16 protein-coding genes are annotated in these 17,295 nt (G+C 60.8%); 5 read left to right on the plus strand and 11 right to left on the minus strand.

Annotated elements, in window-relative coordinates; all coding sequences use genetic code 11:
- The first annotated feature begins 51 nt into the window (after window positions 1-51).
- Window positions 52-1,125, plus strand: coding sequence for an RNA 3'-terminal phosphate cyclase (rtcA, locus tag ACWJKU_RS03990; protein WP_454145993.1), 1,074 nt, complete (start codon window positions 52-54; stop codon window positions 1,123-1,125).
- 9 nt (window positions 1,126-1,134) lie between these two features.
- Complete coding sequence (gene polX / locus ACWJKU_RS03995; protein ID WP_454145995.1) at window positions 1,135-2,859, plus strand: DNA polymerase/3'-5' exonuclease PolX; 1,725 nt, start codon at window positions 1,135-1,137, stop codon at window positions 2,857-2,859.
- Window positions 2,860-3,102: 243 nt separating this feature from the next.
- Here polX and yihA read toward each other — a convergent pair whose 3' ends face one another.
- Window positions 3,103-3,720, minus strand: a complete 618-nt coding sequence (gene yihA, locus ACWJKU_RS04000) for a ribosome biogenesis GTP-binding protein YihA/YsxC (protein WP_454145997.1) — start codon at window positions 3,718-3,720, stop codon at window positions 3,103-3,105.
- 119 nt (window positions 3,721-3,839) lie between these two features.
- Between yihA and ACWJKU_RS04005 the strand changes: the two genes are divergently transcribed.
- From ACWJKU_RS04005 to ACWJKU_RS04015, 3 genes are all read left to right on the plus strand, one after another.
- Window positions 3,840-4,445 (plus strand): c-type cytochrome, encoded by a 606-nt coding sequence (locus tag ACWJKU_RS04005; protein ID WP_454148032.1) that lies wholly within the window; start codon window positions 3,840-3,842, stop codon window positions 4,443-4,445.
- 162 nt (window positions 4,446-4,607) lie between these two features.
- Window positions 4,608-5,255: a thiol:disulfide interchange protein DsbA/DsbL gene (locus ACWJKU_RS04010; protein WP_454145999.1), complete on the plus strand. Its 648-nt coding sequence runs from the start codon at window positions 4,608-4,610 to the stop codon at window positions 5,253-5,255.
- 84 nt (window positions 5,256-5,339) lie between these two features.
- Window positions 5,340-6,149: an endonuclease/exonuclease/phosphatase family protein gene (locus tag ACWJKU_RS04015; protein WP_454146001.1), complete on the plus strand. Its 810-nt coding sequence runs from the start codon at window positions 5,340-5,342 to the stop codon at window positions 6,147-6,149.
- A gap of 37 nt (window positions 6,150-6,186) precedes the next feature.
- Here ACWJKU_RS04015 and ACWJKU_RS04020 read toward each other — a convergent pair whose 3' ends face one another.
- The 10 genes from ACWJKU_RS04020 to ACWJKU_RS04065 all read right to left on the minus strand — a co-directional run bounded on the left by ACWJKU_RS04020 (window position 6,187) and on the right by ACWJKU_RS04065 (window position 16,948).
- Window positions 6,187-7,413 carry an ABC transporter ATP-binding protein gene (locus tag ACWJKU_RS04020; RefSeq protein ID WP_454146003.1) on the minus strand — a complete coding sequence of 409 codons (1,227 nt, stop codon included), beginning with the start codon at window positions 7,411-7,413 and terminating at the stop codon, window positions 6,187-6,189.
- 139 nt (window positions 7,414-7,552) lie between these two features.
- Complete coding sequence (locus ACWJKU_RS04025; protein WP_454146006.1) at window positions 7,553-8,356, minus strand: FRG domain-containing protein; 804 nt, start codon at window positions 8,354-8,356, stop codon at window positions 7,553-7,555.
- Window positions 8,357-8,518: 162 nt separating this feature from the next.
- Window positions 8,519-9,805, minus strand: coding sequence for a heme biosynthesis HemY N-terminal domain-containing protein (locus ACWJKU_RS04030; protein WP_454146008.1), 1,287 nt, complete (start codon window positions 9,803-9,805; stop codon window positions 8,519-8,521).
- Window positions 9,802-11,055: a uroporphyrinogen-III C-methyltransferase gene (locus ACWJKU_RS04035; protein WP_454146010.1), complete on the minus strand. Its 1,254-nt coding sequence runs from the start codon at window positions 11,053-11,055 to the stop codon at window positions 9,802-9,804. The genes ACWJKU_RS04030 and ACWJKU_RS04035 overlap by 4 nt, the downstream gene beginning before the upstream one ends.
- A 71-nt stretch (window positions 11,056-11,126) precedes the next feature.
- Window positions 11,127-11,936, minus strand: a complete 810-nt coding sequence (locus ACWJKU_RS04040) for a uroporphyrinogen-III synthase (protein WP_454146012.1) — start codon at window positions 11,934-11,936, stop codon at window positions 11,127-11,129.
- A gap of 3 nt (window positions 11,937-11,939) precedes the next feature.
- Window positions 11,940-12,863, minus strand: coding sequence for a hydroxymethylbilane synthase (gene hemC, locus ACWJKU_RS04045; RefSeq protein ID WP_454146014.1), 924 nt, complete (start codon window positions 12,861-12,863; stop codon window positions 11,940-11,942).
- A 38-nt stretch (window positions 12,864-12,901) separates the two neighbouring features.
- On the minus strand, window positions 12,902-13,663 hold the full coding sequence (locus ACWJKU_RS04050; RefSeq protein WP_454146016.1) for a LytR/AlgR family response regulator transcription factor: 762 nt from the start codon (window positions 13,661-13,663) through the stop codon (window positions 12,902-12,904).
- A complete protein-coding gene (locus ACWJKU_RS04055; protein WP_454146018.1) occupies window positions 13,638-14,771 on the minus strand; it encodes a sensor histidine kinase in 1,134 nt (377 codons plus the stop codon). Before ACWJKU_RS04055 ends, ACWJKU_RS04050 begins: the two co-directional genes overlap by 26 nt.
- A 158-nt stretch (window positions 14,772-14,929) precedes the next feature.
- A complete protein-coding gene (locus tag ACWJKU_RS04060) occupies window positions 14,930-16,219 on the minus strand; it encodes a YihY/virulence factor BrkB family protein (protein ID WP_454146020.1) in 1,290 nt (429 codons plus the stop codon).
- 144 nt (window positions 16,220-16,363) lie between these two features.
- Window positions 16,364-16,948, minus strand: a complete 585-nt coding sequence (locus ACWJKU_RS04065; RefSeq protein ID WP_454146022.1) for a uracil-DNA glycosylase — start codon at window positions 16,946-16,948, stop codon at window positions 16,364-16,366.
- Between the last annotated feature and the right edge of the window lie 347 nt (window positions 16,949-17,295).

Here is a 17,295-nt window from a genome sequence, read left to right on the forward strand (position 1 = left end):
TGGAAAAATACTCATTCTTCTCATCGCAAGTCTGACGATAAGGTATCGAGCATGGATTACCTCGTTATCGATGGCTCCTACGGCGAAGGCGGCGGGCAGATCCTGCGGACCACGCTGTGCCTGTCCGTCATCACCGGCCGCCCGGTGCGTATCGAAAACATCCGCGCCTGGCGGAAGAGACCGGGACTGGCGGCCCAGCATCTAACCGCGGTACTGGCCGCCGCCAAACTTTGCGATGCCGAACTCGGTGGCGCGGAACTGAACTCCAAGACCCTGACGTTCGCGCCGCGGACCGGGCCGAGAGCCGGCGATTATCTGTTCGACGTGGCCGAGGCGCGGCAAGGGGGCAGCGCCGGCGCGGTATCGCTGGTGATTCAAACGGTGTTGCTGCCTTTGGCGCTGGCCGAAGGCGATTCCCGCGTCATTTTCCGCGGCGGAACCCATGTGCCGCTGAGCCCGTCTTTCGATTATCTTCACGACGTGTGGCTGCCTTACATGAAGCTCATGGGCATCCGCGCCGAGCTCAGCCTGGAACGGTCCGGCTGGTATCCGGCCGGAAAGGGCGAGGTGCTGCTGAAGACGAGCGGAGCCGGCATCGGCGCGCGGGGGAAATTGCGCCCGCTGAACCTGCCGGACCGCGGCGAGCTGATCGGAGTTTCCGGCCGCGCGCTGGCCGCCAATCTCCCCGATCACGTGGTCGGGCGCATGGCGGACCGTGCGCTCGTCGTACTGCGGCGAAAAAACATGACGTGCGAGATCGAGCCGGTCTCCGTCCGGGCCGCCTGTCCCGGAGCCGGGATTTTTCTCGTCGCGCGTTACGAGCGGTCTTTGGCCGGTTTCAGCGCCTTGGGCGAACGCGGGAAGTCGGCGGAGCAAGTCGCCGAAGACGTCTGCGCGAAACTGCTGGAGCACCATCAATCGTGCGGTTCGGTGGAAGAGCATCTGGCGGATCAACTGGTGTTGCCCTGCGCTTTGGCCGATGGCGATTCCGTTTTCAGGGTCGATCCGATGACCCGGCATCTTTCGACCAACGCCTGGGTGGTGGAGCGTTTCGGCATCGCCGAAGTCGAACTGATATCGACCTCGGCCACAGCCGGTTTGGTGCGCGTCTTTCCGAATCCGTGAGGGGCCCTTATGCCTGTCCGTAACGCCGATATCGCCGGGATCTTCGAGGAAATCGCCGATCTCCTGGAAATCGACGGCGCGAACGCGTTTCGGATTCGCGCCTATCACAACGCGGCCCGCGTCCTCCAGGAACTGGGCAAGGACGTGCGCGCGATGGTGCAAAAGGGCGAGGATCTGACCGAATTGCCGGGCATCGGAACCGACCTGGCCGGCAAGATCAAGGAAGTCGTCGATACCGGCCACTGCAAGGCGCTGGACGAACTTCACAAGCGGTTGCCACCTGCCATCGCGGAGCTTTTGAAAATTCCCGGACTGGGACCGAAGCGGGTGAGAGCGCTGTACCGCGAACTCGGCATTCAAACCTTGGAACAGCTTCGGCGCGCGGTGCGCGATCACCGGATTCAGACGCTTCCCGGCTTCGGCGAGAAGACCGAAATACACATCGCCGACGCTTTGGAAGCTCACGGCGGCGGAGCTGGGCGCTGCACGCGCATCATCGCCGATCAATATGCGGCGCCTTTACTCGATTATCTGAGCGGAATTCCCGGCGTCGAGCGGGTGGTGATCGCCGGCAGCTATCGCCGCGCCAAGGAGACGGTGGGCGATCTCGACATCCTGGCGACGGCGGAAGCGGGAAGCCCCGTGATGCAGCGTTTCGCCGAGTATGAGGACGTTGCCGAGGTTCTATCGCAGGGTCCCACGCGCGCCAGTGTCTTGCTGCGCGGCGGATTGCAAGTGGACTTCAGAGTGGTTCCGGCGGAAAGCTACGGCGCGGCTCTCCATTATTTCACCGGCAGCAAAGCGCACAACATCGCCATTCGGCGGCTGGGGCAGGAGAGGGATCTCAAAATCAACGAATACGGCGTGTTTCGAGGCGACGAGCGGGTTGCGGGCGACACCGAAGAATCGGTTTTTGCCTCCGTGGGACTGCCTTTCATCCCGGCGGAACTGCGCGAGGACCGGGGCGAGATCGAGTCGGCCAAAGCCGGACGCTTGCCGAAGCTGATCGAGCTGTCCGACCTCAGGGGCGATCTTCATGCCCATAGCAAAGCCTCGGACGGCCGCAACACCATTCCGGAGATGGCTCAAGCCGCGAAGAAACAAGGTCTGGAATATCTCGCCATCACCGAGCACTCCCGCCGGTTGACGGTGGCTCGCGGTCTCGATCCGGTCCGCTTGCTCAAGCAGGCGGACGAGATCGATCGGCTGAACGAAACCTTGGACGGCATCGTCGTCCTCAAGGGCATCGAAGTGGATATTCTGGAGGACGGCGGACTGGATCTGCCGGACGACGTGCTCGGTCGGCTCGATATCGTGGTCGGCGCGGTGCACAGCCGCTTCGATCTGCCCCGAAACAAGCAGACCGAGCGGATTCTGCGGGCGATGGACCGTCCCCATTTCACCCTCCTGGCGCATCCCTCGGGACGGCTGATCGGCCGCCGGGAGCCCTACGACGTCGATATGCTGCGCGTCATCCGCAAGGCCGGGGAGCGTGGCTGTTTTCTCGAACTCAACGCCAATCCCGAGCGTCTCGATCTTGTCGACATCCACTGCAAGATCGCCAAGGACGAAGGCGTTCTGATCAGCCTCAATTCCGACGCGCACAGCGTCTTGGATTTCCGGAACCTGCGCTACGCCGTCGGACAGGCCCGGCGCGGCTGGCTGGAGCCTCGCGACGTGCTGAACTCGCGCGGGCTGCGGGATCTGCGCCCGCTGCTTCAGCGGACCGTTTAGCGTCCGAAGAAACCGCCGAGGACGCGTTGCGGCCAAGCCGTTGAACTTTTATCGGCCGGAAAAGTCTTATAAATGAGTGTCAGGAACGACGCGAACTACTCATCTCCTCCCTTTGAGTAGTGTCATTCACCCGGCATCCCCCAAGCCGGGACTTCGCTCCGAAGCAGTTTCCCCCCCATTTGCTTCGGAGCTTTTTCTTTTTGTAGAACCGGCCATTTCGAGACCGAGCCGGCGCAATCGCCGCTAAACCGTATTCGACGCGGGCATTTCCAGCCAACGGTCCAGCACGGCGCAGGCTTCTTCCAACCCGAGACGCTTGAGCGCGGAAAAGATCTGCAAGCTGACGATCAGCCCTTCTTGCGCGTTCAGCTCGATTTCGACCTTTCTCAAGGTTTGCAGCGCGGCTCCCCGGCTCAGCTTGTCCGCTTTGGTCAGAGCGATGTGCAGAGGGAGTTCCCAATGCCGGCACCATTCAATCATGCGCCGATCGAACGGACTCAGGGGATGGCGAATGTCCATCACCAGGAACACGCCGCGTAACGAGCGGCGCTCGCTGAAATAAGCTTCCAGGGCTTGGCGCCAGTTTTTCTGGACGGTCTCCGGCACTTGGGCATAGCCGTAGCCGGGAAGATCGACCAATCGTCTCAGGTCGTCCACCCGGAAGAAATTGAGCATCTGGGTGCGGCCCGGCGTTTTGCTGACGCGCGCCAGCGATTTTTGCTGCGTGATGACATTGATCGCGCTCGATTTTCCGGCATTCGACCGGCCCGCGAAGGCGACTTCGAAGCCTTCATCCGGCGGCGCGTTTCTCACGCTCGGGGCGCTCGTCAGGTAATGAGTGTTTTGATAGGACGTATTCATGGGAATCGGGGAAATCTGTTGACTTTTGCAGTTGACCTGTATTTGATTGGCGCTCTAAAACGAGCCGTAGGTCGGCGTGATATAGCTTTATTTTGGTTCGCCAGCGCGAGGAGTCAATGATGGGGAAGCGTGTTTTGTGGGTTTGTTTCGTTTTGTTGAGTAGTCATTCCCTCGCTTATGCTCAAGGGAACCCGGCGGCAGGAAAGGAAAAAGCGGAAGCCTGCTCCGGCTGCCACGGCGACGACGGAAACAGCAGCGCCCCGATCTTTCCGAAATTAGCCGGCCAGGATGCCGCTTATCTTATAAAACAGCTGCATGAATTCAAATCCGAGAAAAGGGCCAATCCGACGATGACCGCCATGGCCGAGCCTTTAACCGACACGGACATCGCGGATATCTGCGCGTACTATGCCCAGCAAAAGATTGTGTTTGAAAAGACGGAGGATGCGCCCAATCCTCTCGGAGAGGCTCTTTACCGCACCGGCAATACCTCGACCGGCGTTCCCGCCTGCACCGGTTGTCACGGGCCGACCGGCGCCGGCAATCCCGCCGCCAAATTTCCCGCTCTGCGCGGCCAGCATGCCGCTTATCTCGAAAAGACCCTGAAAGACTCCAGATCCGGCGAGCGGGCCAACGATGTGAATTCTATCATGCGCTCGATCGCGGCGAAGTTGAGCGACGAAGAAATCGCCGCCGTATCCGCCTATGCGGCGAGTTTGCAGTGAGGCTGGCTGGTCCGAATCGGTCGATAACCGGCCTTGTCGGCACATGATTCACGTTTTTCGGTATAAAATTCCAATGATTTCGGGCGCGGGCCCGAGCGAAAGGTCGCCTCGGCCTTTGATGAACTTTGGGGTTCGGATCATTTCAGAGCGGAGCATGTTTTCATGAAATCGGCGTTGGGTTTAATGGTTTGCTTGGTGTTGTTTGCGGCCTTGGCTTTCGGGCAAGCTCAGGCGGAGGAATTCAAACAAGGCGTCGATTACGATTTGGTCAGCCCGCCGCAAACGACGGTCGATCCCGACAAGGTCGAAGTCATGGAGTTCTTTTGGTATGGCTGTCCCCATTGCTATCGCTTCGAGCCGGATTTGAACGCGTGGCTGAAGAAGAAGCCCGACAACGTCGTTTTCATTCGGCAGCCGGCGGTTTTCAACGCGCGCTGGGCGGCTCATGCCAAGGCGTACTTTACGGCGGAAGCGCTCGGCGTCGTGGATAAGGTCCATGCCGACTTGTACGACGCCATCCAGAACAAGAAGCAAGCTTTGGAAAGCGAGGCGGACTTGGCCAAGTTTTTCGCGGATCACGGCGTGGCCGAGGGCGATTTCCGCAAGGCCTACAAATCGTTTGCCGTGGATACCAAAATGAGGCAGGCCGAGACCATGGCGGCTCGGTACGGCGTAACGGGAACGCCCAATATCATCGTCAACGGCAAGTACCGGATCAGCCCTCAGCAAGCCAAATCGTTTCCCCGGATGCTTGCGATCACGAACGCACTCATCGGCAAGGAGTCGAGCGGGGCGAAGAACGCTCGGTAAACCGCGCGTACATGAAAAATATCAACATCGTGCCGCCAGATTGACGGCGAGTAGGTTGGGGGTATCGTGTCATCCAGTACCGTTATGGCATCTCGAACTGTTTTAAGCTCTCCGAAAACCGCCGCGCCGATACACAAGCGGCGCATAAGATTCGCGAGTTTCAACATTCAAACCGGCATTACGACGTCCAGCTATCGGGACTATATTACCGGGAGTTGGCGGCATATCTGGCCTTCCGAAAAGCGGCTTCCGAATCTGATCCGGATCGCCCATCTTCTCAGGTCTTTCGATGTCGTGGGTCTGCAAGAGGTGGACGGCGGCGGCGCACGCAGCCATCACATCGTTCAGACCCAATATCTGGCGGAAACGGCGGGTTTCACCTACTGGCACAACCAGGTCAACCGCCGCATCGCCAATCTGGCGCTGCACAGCAACGGGCTGTTGAGCCGCATCAAACCGGATTTCATCCATGACTATAAGCTGCCGGGCCTGCCGGGGCGGGGCGCCTTGCTGGCCCGGTTCGGCGCCGTGGGAGACGATGCCTTATACCTGTGCGTTTTGCACCTGGCGCTGAGCCGGCGCGCGCGCCTCAAGCAAATCGCGTTTGTCAGCGAATTGATCCGCGACCTGCCTCATGTCGTTTTGATGGGAGATTTGAACTGCGAGCCCAATTCGCCGGAACTCAATCTCTTGACGTCCGCAACCGAGCTTTGCGATCCGATGTGCGAGCTGAAAACGTTTCCGAGTTGGCGTCCGCACAAGATGCTGGATCACATTCTGGTAACGCCGAGCCTTCAGGTGGCGAATATCCGCGTGATCAATTTCGCCTGCTCGGATCATCTGCCCATTGCCATGGAAGTCGAACTACCCGACCAGTTGGCGCTTGCGGCCTGACTTGGCGCGCCTGGGCGGGATCGGGCCTTCGGCCGATTCAATCCGCGTTCGAGAGCTTCGCGCGCATGACGAACAAGCCGTCGTAAGCTCGGTCGTGCCCTTGGGCGACGGTCAGCGTCAGCAGGTCCCCGGAATAGCCGAGCCAGCCCTCGCTCGATACGAAGCCGCCCGCGACGCGGTAGGTACCGGGCGTCAGCGACAGAAATGGCAGACTCAACCGCAACCGTCCGCCGACCGGCCGGAGCGAAAACCGCTCGCCTTCAAGCGCGGAATCGAGCGAAGCGATCAATACCCCCGTCGAATTCCAGAACTGAAGCACCAAACCGGCGGGCTCCAGCCGTGCCTGCGCGACATAATCCACGTCCAGGTCCAGCGGTCGCCCCGTGAAAACCCTGGCGTTGACGGCGTTTTCCCGCCCTGCGACGGCCAATGTCCGTATTGAGGCCGCTCCGGCGAAGTCCGCCGGCATCTCGACCGTATTTCCCAGCGGCTTTAGCTGCCGGTCGAAATAGCCCACCGATTCGTAATATTTGAGAAACAGTTTGTCGGTTTCGCCAAAGGCCAGCATTTCGCCATCGAACAGGAGCAGGCAACGGTCGGCCACATGCCGGATATTCATTTCCGAGTGGGATACGAACAGAATCGTCGCCCCGTCGCGTTTGAGGCTGTTGAGCCGTTCGAGGCAGCGCAACTGAAACGCGATATCGCCCACCGCCAGAACTTCGTCGACGAGCAGGACATCGGTCGGAGCGCAGGTGGCGATCGAGAATTCGAGCCGGGCGTACATGCCGTCGGAATAATGCTTGACCGGCGCATCGAGTGATTTTTCGAGTCCGGCGAAGGCTACGATGTCGTCCAGTTTGGCGTCGGCTTCCCGTTTGCCGAGGCCCAGTTGCGCGCACTGAATGTAAATGTTTTCCCGGCCGGTCAACAGGGGCTGGAGCCCGGAGCCGAGCCGGATCAGGGGCTTGATCCGCCCGCGCACGGTGATGCGGCCGCGGTCCGGCCGGTAATCCCGGTTGACCAGTTTCAGCAGGGTGCTTTTTCCGGCGCCGTTGGGCCCGATGATCCCGATACATTCGCCGGGCCGGGCGGCGAAGGAGACATCGTGCAGCGCCCAAAATTCCTCGCGCCGCAGACGTTCCGGCGGTTTGAGGCGGAGTGCATTCCGGGAGACGTCTTGCAAGCCATATAGAAAACCGGCCTTCAGCGAGCGGCAAAATTTTTTTCCGACACCGTCGAACGAGATTGCAGGATGAGACACGATTGGACCGAGGGTTTTGGGTGAATGAAATCAGGCTATATTGGCGATCGAGGCTTTGTATCGGCCGGGACAGGCGAAGTCCCGGCGGATGATGCAGAAATGCCGCACGAAGCCGCTCGCGTTCCGTTGCGCCGCCGGGTTACCCGGGCCGTCTTGCGCGGCAGGGTCCCGGTCCATAATACCGTTTGAGCCACCGGCTGAGTCCGTCCAGTCCCGGGAAGAGCATGCGTTCGGTGACGTTGTCCTGGTCGAGCTTGTCTCGCACTTCCCATTTGATTTCTTTCGGGATGACGATGCGGTAGTAGAGTGCCGGATGGTTCAAAAGAAATTCGCTGAGGACCAGGGTCGCGCCGGGCATGGCCGACATGATCGCGCCCTGGTTGACGATTCGGGCGTCCAGCGACGGCGGTTCGAAGAAAAGTACGAAGTTGCCGTTTTCGGCCAAGCGGTCGAAATCGTCGAGAGAGTGGATGAATTCCAGCATCTCGACCGAGAACAGAAACGCCGACTCGCGGTGAAGCACCTCGCGAAGTTTTTCCGGCAGTAGGGATCGGGCCTCGACGACATTGATGCACCAGATCGCCGCATCCCGATCGTAATATTCCTCCTCGGCCGTAGCGAAATGTACCGCGACCTTGGGCGAGATCGTCCAATCCAGGAGACGGGTCGGCAAGCCGTAGTGCTGGGCGACGGCCAACTGGACCCAAAGCGTCTCCGCCGGTATCGATCCGGGTTCCGCATATTTCTTGAAGCCCCGCAGCATCGGTTTTTCGACACTGACGTAGTCGCCGCCCAGCCGCAACAGGCTGTTCTCGAGTCCCCACGATACATCGGCCATACCCCGGTAGACGAGATCCGATCGGTAACGTTGGAGGGCGTTTTTCGGGATATCGTACAGAGCCTGCATCAGTTCGTACCAATTCGCGACTCGAATGTCGTTCATGGCATCCTCCATGTCAGGGTGACAGTCGCGCAGAAGGGTTCGTGGAAGGCGCATTAACTTTGGCGTAATGCGCCGAATGGAGCAGATCCGATACCGGCGGGATACGCGAGTACGCTATTCCGCCCTACGCAGGCCGACAAACTTCCGGCGGCGCTTTCCGGACTACTGAGCCGCGCTCGCGACGAATTCCTCCTTGATCGGCTCGGCGACCGCCTCTCCCTGCGGATTCTGCTCGATCTGGGCGACCACTTCGCTGGACGCGAACATCAGTCCGTTGCGGTAATAGTGGCAGGCGGCGGCGAAATCGTTTTGCTGGTGCAGCACGTCGCCCAAGAGTTGATACGCCTCGACGCTGGGCTCCACCTCGAGGCTTTTCTCCAGGTAATCCCTGGCTTTGTTCCAAAGCTTGCCGCGGATGGCGAGCTTCCCCAGCACCCGGAACAGCACGGCGTCTCTCGGATGCGGTCCGAGCCAGGTTTCCGCGTGTCGGATCTGTTTTTCCCGGTCGGATAGCTGAATGCAGCCATAAAGGACCAGCAAGGTTTCGTCCCACTCTTCGCCGAGGGCGCGGCGGAGTTCGTCTTCGATTTCCTCGCCGGCGCCGGCCTCGATCATGGCGGCGAAATAAAGGGACTGGATGCCCGTGGATGCGCGAATGTATCCGGGAACGGTCGCCCAGATTTCCCGCAGGGCCGTCACATCGCGGATTTCGGATTTTTGCCTGATCAGCGCGCTGTAGGTTTCCGTCTCCAGCAGTTTGATTTCCGCTTCCATCAAGACCTTGTTTTTATGCAAGGCGGGAAGCAGGCGGCGCAATCCTTCCCAATCTTCCATTTGAGCGTAGGCCTGGTGAGTCAGCCTTAATACCGCGGCGTGGCTCGGGGCGATCTTGTTCAGCTGAGTCAGGGACTCCAGCGCCGCCTCGAACTGTTTGTTGGACAACTGCAATTCGGCGCGCGTCAGGCCGACGGCGAGTTCGGCCTCGGGCATGGTGTCCCGGGCCAGTTTCAGATATTCGTCCCGCTGTTCGACGGCGCCCCGGGCGTGCGCGGCGCGGGCGGCCGTCAAATAGTTGATGAGCGGCGCGCCGCTGTCGGCGGCATGGCGGATCAGGCTCCGTTCCGCTTTCTCCCAATTGCCTTCGGCCGATTCGATGAGGCCCGCGATCAACGCTTCCTGGGACCGTTTGCTGCGGAGTTCGCCGCCGCGTTTCTTGAGGATCTTGGGCAGGCTCATGGCCTGCGAGGCGAGGCGGACCAAAAGGTAGAACAGTATGAACGCGAGCGCCACGGCGACCGCCATGACGAGCAGCGAGGATTCCAGCACCCAGCGGTCGTAGCCGACGATGACATAGCCCGCATCGCCGGCTATGAGTTGGCGGCGAACGAAAAAAGCCGCGCCGGCGACGACCGAGAGGGCAATCAGCGCATAGATGAAGGTTCTTTTCACGGCTGTACTCCCTCGGGTTGCATGTCGCCCGACGGCTCTGCGGATTGAGTCGTGCCGGATCCCCCGTTTTTGGGCTTGATTCCCGCCTCGTTGGCTTCCAGGCGCAGCTTATCGATGTTCCGCAAAAGGGTCAGCGATTTGCTGATATCCGGGAAAGGCATGCGGATGGGCTGATCCGCCAGCGCGCCGATTTCCTCGGCGACTTCCCGGGTTTTATCCGCGTCGCCGTCGAAATGTTCGGCCAGCCACTCGCGGGCGGACGCCAGATTGGCTTTGTACAGGTTTTCGTCGCCTCTCAGCAGGGCGGCCCGAGCGGTTTCCAGCTTGAGCAACAGGACTTGGCGCAGCGCTTCCGCCTGCTCCGGCTGGAGAACGGCATTTACCGGCCGGTCGGTGCGGCGTATCGTGACCAGATCCTTGATGCTGTCCAGCGCGGAATCGAGCGGCCCTTCGCCGTGGCCTTCCGCCGCGGGCTCGGTTTTTTCGGGCGCGGCGGCATGTTCGTTTATCTTGCCGGCGTGGGGCAGGAACAAGGGGATGTCTTTGACCTGGCCTTCGAGAGCCAGCAGTTTGGAGGAAAGCCCCACGACATCCGGCGCGTCGATCCGCCGCAGGGTGTCGATTTCCTCGGCCAATGCCTCCCGCACCTTGAACACCGCCGGATCGCCGCTATCGCGCAGGCGTACGTCCGCGGCTTCCATCGCGGCGAGCACGGCTTTCACGTCGCCGATCAAATGCAGTTTTTGGTTGGCGATGCTCAGTAGGTATTCGGCATCGGCGATCAACAAGTCGCCCCGGGTTACGTTGAGCTGGCGTTGGATGCGCTGGACGGATTCGCCCAGTTCGTTCCGCGTCAGGTTCAATCTGTCGTTGAGTTGGGCAGACTGTTCGCCGATCAGCCGCTCGAATTTCGAGTCTTCCGTCGTCACCTGGGATTGAAGCGTGGCTATCTGGGAATGCAGCGTGGCTATCTCGGATTGCAGCGCGCTCAATTGCCGCGTGAATTCCGTGATTTGCTGATCTTTGCTGGTCAACTGACCGCCCAGGCCGTCCTGCTTGGAGCGCAATTCCTGAAGGAAATACCAGCCGCCGGCGATCAGAGCCAGTACGCCGAGCAATATGAGGTAGCCGATCCAGGCGAAGCTGCGGGATTTTTTGGGGGGCGCGGCAGATGTCTTTTCGGCCTCGGTCTCCGCTCCGTTGGCGGGCTGGCTCGTGGCCGACATCAATTCGTTATTTTCGTCAACCAATGCAGTATCCCCGTAAGTGTTTGGCTTGAATAGCTTTTGTTGGAGGAAAGACTCGAAATCAGCGGGTCCGATCAACGGTCGATCCGGTCGTTCTGAGCGGCTCTCTCGGCCTCGATCAGGCGGATGACGGTGTCCGTGATGGCCTGATCGCTGGCCGATTCCGCGCTGACCACGCAACGCCAACCCTGATCGCGAGCCAGTTTTTCGATACGCGATCCGATCACCACGAGCGGGGTGCGCTCGGCGAATTCGGGCTTGGCCTCGCCCAGGAGTTGCGCGAGATTGTTCAAGGCCTCTCCGCTGGTGATGGTCACGATGTCGATATGGCCCTGGCGCCAGAGGTCGATCCAGTGGGCGACATCCGTCTCGGGAAGAATTCTCCGGTAAACTTCCGCATAGGCGACTTCCGCACCGCGCGCCGCGAGCGTTTTTCCGAGGTGTTCCCGTCCGCCTTCGCCCCGCACGATCAATATGGATTTGCCCGCGACATCGGCCATTTCGGGCGACGCCAGGAGCGATTCGCTATTAAACTGCGGTTCGGGTATCAGGTCTACCCGGATTCCGGCTTTGGCCAGCGCTTTCGCCGTGGCCTGGCCGATGGCCGCGATTCGCGTCCGCGGATCGTAGGGCTTTCCATGAATCGCCAGGGCAAACCGGACCGCATTGACACTGGCGAAAATCAGCCAATCCCAATGATCGGGACGGGATAAAAGCGCCGCGGCCGCCGTGGAATCGTCGACGGCGACGATCTCCAGCAACGGCAGCCTCAGCGCCCGGCCGCCGGCAGATTCAATTAGAGCGCGGAGACCGTCGGCTTGTTCCCGCGGCCGGGTGATCAATACGCCTATGCCGGATAGGGGGGCATTCGTCGGGTTGGCCATGGCTTAGGCGTAGAGCGCGCCGAGGATGCGATCGGCCCCGCGCGCCAGCAAGTCTTCCGCCAAGGCGATGCCCAGGGCGCGCGGATCGTCGCGAGATCCTTCGATTTCGCCCCGAACGAGCGACTGGCCGTCGGGCGTGCCGACCAATCCCCGCAGCGTCAGGCGTTCTCCGGACAGTTCCGCATATCCGGCGATGGGAACCTGACAGCCGCCGTTCAGCCGCTCGTTGAGCGCCCGCTCCGCCATGACGCAGACGGCCGTTTCTTCATGGTGCAACGCCTTTAGGCATTCGTTCAGCCAAATATCGTCGCGGCGGCATTCGATGCCGATGGCGCCCTGGCCGACCGCGGGAAGGCTGACGTTGGTCGAAAGCATTTCGGTGATCCGATGGCTCAAGCCGAGGCGTTTCAATCCGGCCGCGGCCAGGATGATGGCGTCGTACCGATCGGTTTCGAGCTTGCTCAGGCGGGTGTCGACGTTGCCGCGGAGATTGAGCGTTTCGCATTCGGGGAGGCGGGCCTTGAGCTGGCATTGCCGGCGCAGGCTGGATGTCCCGACCTTGGCCTGGGGCGGCAGGGCGTCGAACGACGGATAGCGCAGGGAAACGAAGGCGTCGCGAGGGTCTTCGCGCGGCAGGATCGCGGCCAGGTGCAGGCCTTCGGGCAGTTCCGCCGGCACGTCCTTCATCGAGTGGACGGCCAGATCGGCGGTTTCCCCGAGCAGCCCTTCCTCCAGTTCCTTTACGAACAGTCCTTTGCCGCCGACCTTGGCCAGCGGCGCGTCGAGCAGTTTGTCGCCGCGCGTGACCATTTTCACCAGTTCGACCTCGATGTCGGGGCAGGCCGCCCGGAGGCGTGCGGCGACATGTTCGGCCTGCCATACGGCCAGGGCGCTTTTGCGGGTGGCGATGCGTATACGTTGTGGCATCAGTATCGACCGTGCGTAAATTGGGCCATTGTACCAAATCAGCCGTTCTCACCAATCGCAGCGAGTCGTTTCAATCGGGCTCTCACGGCGGACAGATGCCGGCGGCTGATTTCCAGCGGTTCGGGTATACCCCTGAGGCGAAGCGCCATGCCGCCGGGGGACGATTTTTCCAGCGCGACGACGTGCTCGACCGCCACCAGGGCATTGCGGTGAATCCGGATGAAGCGCTCTCCGAATTCTTCTTCCAGGGATTTCAACGAATCGTCGATCAGCACTTCCCTGTCGGGAATTCTCACCGTCGTGTATTTCTGCTCGGCGCGGAAATAAAGCACCGCGTCGAGCGGAATCAAGCGAAGCTCGCCATGAATTTGGGTGCCGAGATGGCTCCGGACCGATCGTTCCGCGGGCAGGGCGATCCTGAGTCGTTCCCAAGCGGTTTCGGTAAATCTTTCCGCCTTTCGCAGCGCGTCGGCCAGGCGATCCTTGCGCACCGGCTTGAGAAGATAATCGACCGCGCTGACCTCGAACGCTTCCAATGCGTATTCGTCGTAGGCCGTCGTAAAAATCACGGCGGGCGGCCGGGGCATCCGGGCCAGTTCGCGCGCGGTCCGGATGCCGTCGATCCACGGCATGCGGATGTCCAGCAGAGCCGTGTCGGGCTGGGTTCGAGCGGCGAGCCGCAAGGCTTTTTCGCCGTCGGCCGCTTCCCCGACGACGATCAGCTCCGGGGCGATCTCGCCGAGCAAATCTCGCAAGCGGCTGCGGGCCGGGGCCTCATCGTCGGCGATCAGGATTTTCATGGCTCTTGGGGAGATAAGGAAAGACGATTCGAACCTGGTAGCAATTGTCGACCACGCTGGTGAGCAGCCGGGCCTCGCCCGGAAAGCAGGTTTCGAGACGCGCGCGGAGATTGGCCAAGGCTACTCGCGTGCCCTGGCGCGAGCGCAGCGCGTCCGCTTCCGGCAGGGTGTTTTTGACGGTGACGATCAGGCGCCGTTTTGTCAGCCGGCCGCCGATCTCGATGTCGCCGCCGTCTTGAGACGGCTCGATGCCGTGATAGATCGCGTTTTCCACCAGCGGCTGAATGCTCAGGGGAGGGATCAGCGCATCCTTGGGCATGCCTTGCAGATGCCAGCCGATGCGCAGGCGTTCGCCGAGGCGCTGTCGTTCGATGTTGAGATATTGGCGGGTCAGGTCCACTTCGTCTTTCAGCGTCACCCATTTGGCTTCTTTTTTGAGCACCGCGCGGAACAATTCGGCCAAATCCAGCAGAAGCTCTTCTGCCATTTTCGGATCGTTCCGGGTGAGGCTGGCGATGGTGTTGAGGCTGTTGAACAGAAAATGCGGACGCATCCGCGCTTGCAGCGCGTCCAGCCGGGCTTCGCCCTCCGCCCGGATTTGCAGGCGCCATCGGGATTGGACGTACAGATAGCGGAGCCAGGCCGCGGTAACCAGGCCGCTGACGCCGAGAATTTTCAAATAATGAATGCCGTCGGCGTTTTCCGGCGACGGGGAATAGGCCGGATCCGGCAGTCCTTCATGAGCGAGCCAGGCGATCAGAAGGGTCGTGGCTTGTATGACCGAAAAGGTCGCAACTCCGCTCCATAGCGCGTCGAGCCGGTCGAGTTGCGGGCGTATGCCGCAAAGGACGACTCCGCTGGTCAGCGCAATCCAAGCGATGAATAGCGAGCGCAGTCCCAAGTCGGACCAGAAGCCGTAATCGGACGAGGCATCGGCGAGGGTCAGAACGAAAGCCAGCAATTCGGCCGAGGCGATCAGGGTCAGGGCCGTCGAGAGGCTGCAAAAGTCGGGAAGAAAAGAGTCGACGGCGCGCGCCGGCGGCTCCTTTCGGAGCGAGCGCTCCCGGATCGATTTTCGTGTGCTTCCGTCCGCGTTCCGCCGGTTCATGAACTGCCTTCCAAGAAACTTTGGTGAATGCGCCGGAGAAGCCGGCGCTCCGTCGCGCCATCAAAGTTTAGAAGCTTCGGAGAGATTAACGAGGAAGCGCTCGGCGCTTAGAGGCCGGCGCCGGCATGCCGCGGGATTTTGTGGGGGTTGCCGGCGCGTCATCGCGCATCGATCCAGTCCTTCAGAGAAAGTCCGCCGGTGGCCTGGGCGTTGCACGCATGCAGTTTTTCCAGTAGCCGATCCACGGCGGGCAGCGAGAGATCGCCTTGATCCGGGGACAGCGCATCGGCCGGCGACGTCCTTAGCTTTTCCATAATCTCGGATAAGGTCATGGCCGATAAGTCCCTGGCCGGAACGAATCCTTCAGGAGTCTGGGCCGCGACGAGAATCAGGTTCCGTTTTTTCAGCACGTCCAAAATCTTTTCGGTCGCGAGATCGGGCAGGCCGAGACGCTGGCTTAGAGCGTTCGTGGTCCACGGCTCATTTCCCTGATGAAAGCGCTCCGCGATCAAGTACATGATCGAGAGGCCGAGGCGTTCCGACAACTGATAGCTGAGCTTGATATCCCGTTCGGCCGCGCGGATATAGCGCGGATTCTGGTGGTAAAACGAAATCTGAGCGCCGGCCAGCAAGACGAGCCAACTGAAATAAATCCAGATCATGAATACGATGAGAATCGCGAAGCCGGAATAAATGGCGGCGTACTGGGTCGAGTCGACTACGAATTCGGCGAACAGCCAGCCCGCTCCCCGCCAGACGAGCCCCGCCGCAACGCCTCCGACCAGGGCCGACCGGAAGCTCACGTAGGTGTTCGGAATGAATCGATAAGCGAAGGTGAACGCGGCGATGATGAGAACATACGGCAGAATCAGTCCCACCAGGTAATACAAGGTGCCGAAGGGCTCCTGGCTAATGATCATCCGCACGAGTTTGCTGTTGGTCATGGAAGCCATGAGGCCGACGGCCGAAAAAACCAATACCGGCCCCACCAGAATGACGCTCAGATAATCGCTGAAGCGCCTTTGAAAGCTGCGCGATTTTTGGGTTCGCCATACGTAATTGAATGACTCCTCGATTTTTTGCAATAGAGAAAGAACCGTATAGAACAACATGGCGAAGCCGACGAAGCCCAGCACGCCGACTTCGATGTTGTCGACGAACCCGAGGATGCGGCTGACGACCTCCGGACCCTGGTTTCCCAAAGGCGCCATGAAATGCAACAGGAACGGCTCCATCAGATTGTGCACCCCGAAAGCCTTGAGCACCGAGAAGCTGACGGCCAGGAGCGGCGCCAGCGACAGCAGCGTCGTATAGACGAGGCTCATGGCGCGGTAATCCAGGCCGCCTTCCCGGATGTCGCCGAGCAGCCTTTTGATCAAAGCGCTTACGTATGCGAGCCGGTTCCGAAGCAGCGGCCGGTCGACCGACTCCCAAGGCCGGATTTTCATCGCATGAGATCGATCCAATGCCTATTGCCAGGAGCACCGATGATAATTTTTGGACAGAGCGGCGGCGGGAATGTGCGGCGCGCATCCGAGCGTTGCCGGCTCCGGCTTGGCTGAAGGTAGGGGAAACAATGGCCGAAAGATGGGCTATGACGGCGCGGCAGATCGAGCGAGCCGCCGGCCGAGCGTTTCGAAATCTTCGCGCAGAGCGGCGGCTACCCAATCGAAACGCAAGGCGGCCGCCGGGTGATAGGTGACGAAATAGAGTCGCCCGTCACGCTCTTGCATTGTTCCGTGCAACTCGGAAACGGTGGCGGTATTGCCCAGCATTTGACGCACGGCGACTTGGCCGAGCAGTACGACGATGCGTGGCGAGATCAGTTCCATCTGCCGCTCCAGCCACAGGTTTGCGCAGGTTTTCAGCTCGTCGCGCCGCGGCGTGCGATTCTCCGGCGGACGGCACTTGACGCAATTGGTGATGAACAGCCGGTCGCGGGCGATGCCTTGATTCTGAAGCAGCTTGTCGAGATGGCGACCGGCCGGACCGACGAACGGCCGGCCGGTCGCATCCTCTTTGCCGCCGGGACCTTCGCCCAGCACCATGACCTCCGCATTCGCCGGCCCTTCGCCGGGCACCGCCAGCCGCCGGCTTTCGTGAAGGCGGCATGCGACGCAACGGCGAATGCCGCTTGCAAGGGTTTCGAGTGGTTCGGATGCGTCTTCTATGGTCATGTACGGTATCCATGCCGGCGACCCTTACTACGGTGACCGGCTCGATGCGCGTTAAGTTCAAACTGCCGATTCGGGCGGCCGGCCGGAGGAAACGGCTTTTATGCAGGAGCGGGCTTTAGCCCGCGAACGAACGACTATCGCGGGCTAAAAGCTCGCTCCCCAGGCCATAAACCCATCCGACAACCGCTTTAGGCAGATGAGTTTGCGGCGCAAATTTGTTAATCTCGGATTGGCTAGCTCGACGCGGATGGCTTTGGTTCCATTCCGCAAGTGGACCAGGAATGGTCGGCTTCCTCGCGAATCGGGAATCTCCCCTAAGGGGATTCCAGGGACATCGGTTTGCGAGG

It is taken from the genome of Methylocaldum sp. MU1018, from assembly GCF_053646775.1.

Excerpts from the sequence above, each read along its gene's own strand:
- ACWJKU_RS04050 (WP_454146016.1), bottom strand. The coding sequence starts at position 13,663 with ATGAAAATCCTGATCGCCGACGATGAGGCCCCGGCCCGCAGCCGCTTG.
- ACWJKU_RS04010 (WP_454145999.1), top strand. The coding sequence starts at position 4,608 with ATGAAATCGGCGTTGGGTTTAATGGTTTGCTTGGTGTTGTTTGCGGCC.
- rtcA (WP_454145993.1), top strand. The coding sequence starts at position 52 with ATGGATTACCTCGTTATCGATGGCTCCTACGGCGAAGGCGGCGGGCAG.
- polX (WP_454145995.1), top strand. The coding sequence starts at position 1,135 with ATGCCTGTCCGTAACGCCGATATCGCCGGGATCTTCGAGGAAATCGCC.
- ACWJKU_RS04025 (WP_454146006.1), bottom strand. The coding sequence starts at position 8,356 with ATGAACGACATTCGAGTCGCGAATTGGTACGAACTGATGCAGGCTCTG.
- ACWJKU_RS04040 (WP_454146012.1), bottom strand. The coding sequence starts at position 11,936 with ATGGCCAACCCGACGAATGCCCCCCTATCCGGCATAGGCGTATTGATC.
- hemC (WP_454146014.1), bottom strand. The coding sequence starts at position 12,863 with ATGCCACAACGTATACGCATCGCCACCCGCAAAAGCGCCCTGGCCGTA.
- ACWJKU_RS04015 (WP_454146001.1), top strand. The coding sequence starts at position 5,340 with ATGGCATCTCGAACTGTTTTAAGCTCTCCGAAAACCGCCGCGCCGATA.
- ACWJKU_RS04055 (WP_454146018.1), bottom strand. The coding sequence starts at position 14,771 with ATGAACCGGCGGAACGCGGACGGAAGCACACGAAAATCGATCCGGGAG.
- ACWJKU_RS04005 (WP_454148032.1), top strand. The coding sequence starts at position 3,840 with ATGGGGAAGCGTGTTTTGTGGGTTTGTTTCGTTTTGTTGAGTAGTCAT.
- ACWJKU_RS04060 (WP_454146020.1), bottom strand. The coding sequence starts at position 16,219 with ATGAAAATCCGGCCTTGGGAGTCGGTCGACCGGCCGCTGCTTCGGAAC.
- ACWJKU_RS04065 (WP_454146022.1), bottom strand. The coding sequence starts at position 16,948 with ATGACCATAGAAGACGCATCCGAACCACTCGAAACCCTTGCAAGCGGC.
- yihA (WP_454145997.1), bottom strand. The coding sequence starts at position 3,720 with ATGAATACGTCCTATCAAAACACTCATTACCTGACGAGCGCCCCGAGC.